This window comes from Asticcacaulis sp., from assembly GCF_035497195.1.
Taxonomy (GTDB): Bacteria; Pseudomonadota; Alphaproteobacteria; order Caulobacterales; family Caulobacteraceae; genus Asticcacaulis.
In genome coordinates, this window is record NZ_DATJDZ010000008.1 from 1 (window position 1) to 4,204 (window position 4,204).

Here is a 4,204-nt window from a genome sequence, read left to right on the forward strand (position 1 = left end):
GGGCGCGCCATTTCAGAACAGAACTATGAACGCCGAACGCCGCCGTTTCTACGCTTGAAGCGGCGACCAACGTTCGCAGCAGTTCCGACTTCGATCCCATGATGCGAACCTCGTCGTCGGCAACCTCGACACGCTGCGCCAGCGCGCGTAGATGGTCGCGGCGGTAGCCGCCATCGTTGAGCTTGATCCGTTCACGGGCTTTGCGGGCAAACCCCTTGAGCATATCGGGGGTGACGCCCTGATTGCCTGAACTATCGAGCGCGAGCTGCGTGCGCTCCGCGTCGGCGGCGGCTTGATCCCGCAATGCCTTGAGGCTCACCATGCGTTCCTTTGCCATGGCGTCGTCCTTGTCCACCATGCCGGCTTCGATGGCGTCAAAGAGACGGCCGAGCCGCTGGTCGGCTTCCGTGATTCGCCTTTGAAGCTCGGCAAGATGCTCGCGGCGGCGTTCGGTGCGTTCCTGTCGGCGGTCGATGACGCTGGCAAGGACGGTTTCCAACCGCTTGGGCAGGAGCAGGCGGTCCCCGATATAATCGGCGACCGTATGGTCCAGCTTGTCCATGGGGATTGTGCGACCCTTGCAGCCGGTCTTGCCCTGCCGGGCCTTGGTCGAGCAGGTATAGTAGCGGTATGTCGCGCCCGTGCTGCCTTGGCCGGTGCGAAGGGTCATCGCTCCCCCGCACTTGGCGCAGAAGCAAATGCCGGTCAGGAGCGTCGGGCCGCTGGAGACACGTGCAGGCGTCACCATGGGATTGCGGGACTTGAGGCGGGCTTGCACCGCGTCGAACGTCTCGCGCTCGATTAGGGGCGGCACCGCCATGATAGCGACCTCGCTCTCCGGCTTCTTCTCCCGGTCCTTATGCGAGCGGGTGTTGAACCTGTGCTCGCCGATATAGGTGGTGCGGGTCAGGATGGCGTGGATTTGCGCCAATCCCCAACGCCCTCCGTCGCGGGTGAAGAAGCGGCGCTCGTTGAGATAGGTGGCGATGGCCTTTACGCCCATCGCGCCGGACGTGCCGTCTCCTTCGAGGAACAGGCGATAGATCAGCCGCACGGTGTCGGCGTGCAGCGGGTCGATCTCCAGCTTCTTCTTGATCTTCGATCCCCGCTGCTCGGCTGCGACGATGCGATAGCCGATAGGCGGCCGTGCGCCGTTCCAGAAGCCTTGCCGGGCGTTCTCATTCATGGCGCGCAGGACGTGCTTGGCGTTCTCCTTCGACTGGTATTCGTCGAACAGCGCCATGATCTGCCGCATCATCTGGTGCATGGGATCGTCGCCCATCTCCTGCGTGATGGACACCAGCTTGACGCCGTTCTTCGCCAGCTTTCTAACGTAGAACTCCATCTCGAAGTGATCGCGGAAGAACCGGCTGAACGAGTGGACCACGACAATATCGAAGGGCGCGGGCTTGGTCGTGCCCGCTTCGATCATTCGTTGAAACTCGGGGCGTTTGTCGTTGGTGGCGGTTGCGCCTGCTTCGATGAACGTCTCCACCAGTTGCAGGCCGCGTTGCTCGCAATAGGCTTCGCCCTGCCGCTTCTGGTCGGGAATGGAAATGTCATGCTCGGCCTGCCGGGCAGTCGAGACGCGCAGATAGAGGGCGGCACGGGCGGTAGTGGTTGGGCTGTGCTTGTTCATGCTTGGCCTCCCATAGCTTTCTTCGCCTTGGGGCGGTCGATCAGGGGCAACGCCAGCTCCACCCGGTCATGCACCACCTTGGGCGCGAGTTTGCGTCCATGCCCCGGTTCAAACCGCACAAGGCCATAGCTCTCCATGGTTTTCAGGGTGCGTGACAGGTTGGAGCCGGCCCGGCCGGTGATTTCCGCCAGTTCCTCCAGCGATGCCGGGGCTTTCTCGGCGATGATGCGCAGCAGTTCGCGGTTGCCGGCCGACAGCACCTTGGCAAAGGATTCGGTCGAGGTGAACCACACCTTCGGATCGCTGGGCGCAGGTTTTTCCTCGCCGCGCGCGATCCGCATGGTGCGGGCCTTCATTTCTTCATAGTCGGCAATCCCGACTTTCAATGTGGTCATAGGGCACCTCGTTCCTTCAATACCGCGTCCACGGTCTGCCAGAAGTCGGCCAGCAGCGTGGCCGCATCCTCGTAGGCGTAAGGCTTCACGGTCTGAAAGCGGTGCCGATGGTCCATCGGCTCGCCGCGCCTGCCCCGGCCGACCGGGTGGGCATTGTCGAAGCCGACCAGTCGTTCGCCCGAAGGCCCGTGAAGCGTGAGCGAATAATCGAGGCCGTGCGGCTTCTCCGGGGATGCCGGAACGCGGGTGACGACGAACTTCACCCAATGGCCGCCCTCTGGATCGACAAAGAGCATCTGTCCGTCGAGGTCCAGAAGCGTGTCGAGGCCCGGATCACGATCCGCGCTCATGCCTTTTTCCTATCAGTTTGAGATAGGAATTGCAAGCTGTCATCCGGCTTTCCCGGGTTCAAGAGTTCGTCGAACACATCGCCGAACCAGCGCTCGAACACGTCAATCTCGGCCTCGGTAACGGGAATGTCCTCCGGCCAATCGTCGGTAACGCGCATCCTCTGGCCGTCCGGGCCGAGAAGTGGCGTGTTGCCGGCTCGCGTCCGGTCGTCCGGCGTAGGATCGTCGGCGTAGTCGAACAGATCGTCGGGAAGTGGTTCGGGGATCGACTGTCGCGGTCGCCCTTTGCGGGCGCGGCGGCGCTCTGCGCACATGGAATCCTCCTTGGTTCTGGCGGATTCCGGGGCGCTATTGGCCCCGGAATTAAGCGAACCATGGAGGGCAGTCGGCGGCCTGTAGCGTGCCGCATTTGCGCCTATGCGCTGGCGGCACCCCTGCCGGAATGGGGTTAGCTGGAGGCTCGCCGCGCCTTGGCGAAACCGCGATCCGTGGCGATGAAGTGTTGAAGCATCGGAACGATGAGCTTGGCGGGATCGGCAACGGGCTGGCCGCTCTCGCGGGCCAGCACCTCGGCATAGGCGATCAGATCGCGGTGAAGCGGCGCGGGCAGTTCCACCGTCACCTTGACAGGCTTGTCGTCGGGCAGCGGGCCGAGTTTCAGTTTCGTCATGGTCAACCTCCTGCCGGCTCGAACACAAGATCGCGGGTGACGATGATCCTGACCGGAAAGCCCGGCCGGATGGTGAGCGTCGGCGCAACCTGCAACTGGCGCTGGACGATCTGCTGGCCGGCCTGATTGACGGTATCCTGCGCCCCGTCGCGGATGGCGCGGATCAGCCGGTCCTCGTCGCTCGTGGCCAGCTCCGAGCCGACTGCAAGCAGCGTGGATAGCCCTGCGGCCTTCATTAGATCCCACCAATGGTAATCAACACCGTCCTCAAGGCCGGCATAGCCGCTGGCGTCCGCGCCCGGCAGGCGCTCCAGAACGATGGAGCGGCCGCCCGGCAGGATCAGGCGGTTCCACACCAAGAGCACCCTGCGCTGGCCGAAGGTCACGCCGTCATCGTATTGGCCTATGATGCGGGTGCCCTGCGGGATCAGGAGCAGCGAGCCGGTCGGGCTGTCATAGACGTTCTCCGTCACCTGCGCGGTGATCTGGCCGGGCAGATCGGAACGGATGCCGGTGATGAGCGCGGCCGGGATCACGGCCCCGGCCTGAAGGATATAGGGCGATGCTGGCGGCACAACGCGATCCGGGGCGACGGTCTGCCGGTCCACCGGCCCGTTGAGAAACGCCGCGTGGCGATCCTGTGTCGCGGGCTGCCCGCCGAGGCCAAGACCGGCAAGGCCGGGCATGGCCGTGCCGGCTGGCGCTACCGTGCGCGGGCCGGACTGGAAAAAGACGTTGCTCAAGCGCGCGGCTTCTTCCTCGGCCCTGCGGCGTTCTTCCTCGGGATCGACGGCGGGCGTCGTCATGACGGGCGGCGCGACTGGCTGGCCCCTGTTCTGCGCGTCAAGGATCGGGCGGCCAAGGTCGCCCGGCAGCGCGGGACCGAGCACCGGGCCGCTATAGTCGCTCGGCAGGCCCGCCAGCCCATCGGCGGTTTGCCGGTTGTTGGTCGAGTAAAGTTCGCCGCCGTCCGGCCCTCCGTCGCGGGTCTGGAGCGCGTAGATCAGCGCCCCGCCGAAGCCGAGAAGCGCGACGGCTCCGACGCCTGCCAGCATTTTGCGGGACAGGCGGGTGACGCGGGGCGATTCAGCGCGCAGGCGCATGGGTGCGGCGGTATCGGTATCGCTCATGAGGACGATCCTCCCGTGGT

Annotated in this window: 6 protein-coding genes; all 6 read right to left on the reverse strand. The window is 64.7% G+C overall.

Annotated elements, in window-relative coordinates; genetic code table 11:
* A partial coding sequence (locus VL130_RS02100) for a recombinase family protein (RefSeq protein ID WP_029673239.1) occupies positions 1-1,639 on the reverse strand: 1,639 nt, incomplete at its 3' end.
* Positions 1,636-2,034 (reverse strand): helix-turn-helix domain-containing protein, encoded by a 399-nt coding sequence (locus VL130_RS02105; RefSeq protein WP_024353510.1) that lies wholly within the window; start codon positions 2,032-2,034, stop codon positions 1,636-1,638. The genes VL130_RS02100 and VL130_RS02105, both read right to left, overlap by 4 nt.
* Entirely contained in the window at positions 2,031-2,384 is a 354-nt protein-coding gene (locus tag VL130_RS02110) for a toxin-antitoxin system TumE family protein (RefSeq protein ID WP_024353509.1), read from the reverse strand. The genes VL130_RS02105 and VL130_RS02110 overlap by 4 nt, the downstream gene beginning before the upstream one ends.
* Entirely contained in the window at positions 2,381-2,698 is a 318-nt protein-coding gene (locus VL130_RS02115; RefSeq protein WP_024353508.1) for a hypothetical protein, read from the reverse strand. The genes VL130_RS02110 and VL130_RS02115 overlap by 4 nt, the downstream gene beginning before the upstream one ends.
* Positions 2,699-2,832: 134 nt before the next feature.
* Positions 2,833-3,054 carry a DUF2274 domain-containing protein gene (locus VL130_RS02120; protein ID WP_024353507.1) on the reverse strand — a complete coding sequence of 74 codons (222 nt, stop codon included), beginning with the start codon at positions 3,052-3,054 and terminating at the stop codon, positions 2,833-2,835.
* A gap of 2 nt (positions 3,055-3,056) precedes the next feature.
* Entirely contained in the window at positions 3,057-4,184 is a 1,128-nt protein-coding gene (locus VL130_RS02125) for a TrbI/VirB10 family protein (RefSeq protein ID WP_024353506.1), read from the reverse strand.
* Positions 4,185-4,204 lie beyond the last annotated feature (20 nt).

Excerpts from the sequence above, each read along its gene's own strand:
- VL130_RS02105 (WP_024353510.1), bottom strand. The coding sequence starts at position 2,034 with ATGACCACATTGAAAGTCGGGATTGCCGACTATGAAGAAATGAAGGCC.
- VL130_RS02110 (WP_024353509.1), bottom strand. The coding sequence starts at position 2,384 with ATGAGCGCGGATCGTGATCCGGGCCTCGACACGCTTCTGGACCTCGAC.
- VL130_RS02115 (WP_024353508.1), bottom strand. The coding sequence starts at position 2,698 with ATGTGCGCAGAGCGCCGCCGCGCCCGCAAAGGGCGACCGCGACAGTCG.
- VL130_RS02120 (WP_024353507.1), bottom strand. The coding sequence starts at position 3,054 with ATGACGAAACTGAAACTCGGCCCGCTGCCCGACGACAAGCCTGTCAAG.
- VL130_RS02125 (WP_024353506.1), bottom strand. The coding sequence starts at position 4,184 with ATGAGCGATACCGATACCGCCGCACCCATGCGCCTGCGCGCTGAATCG.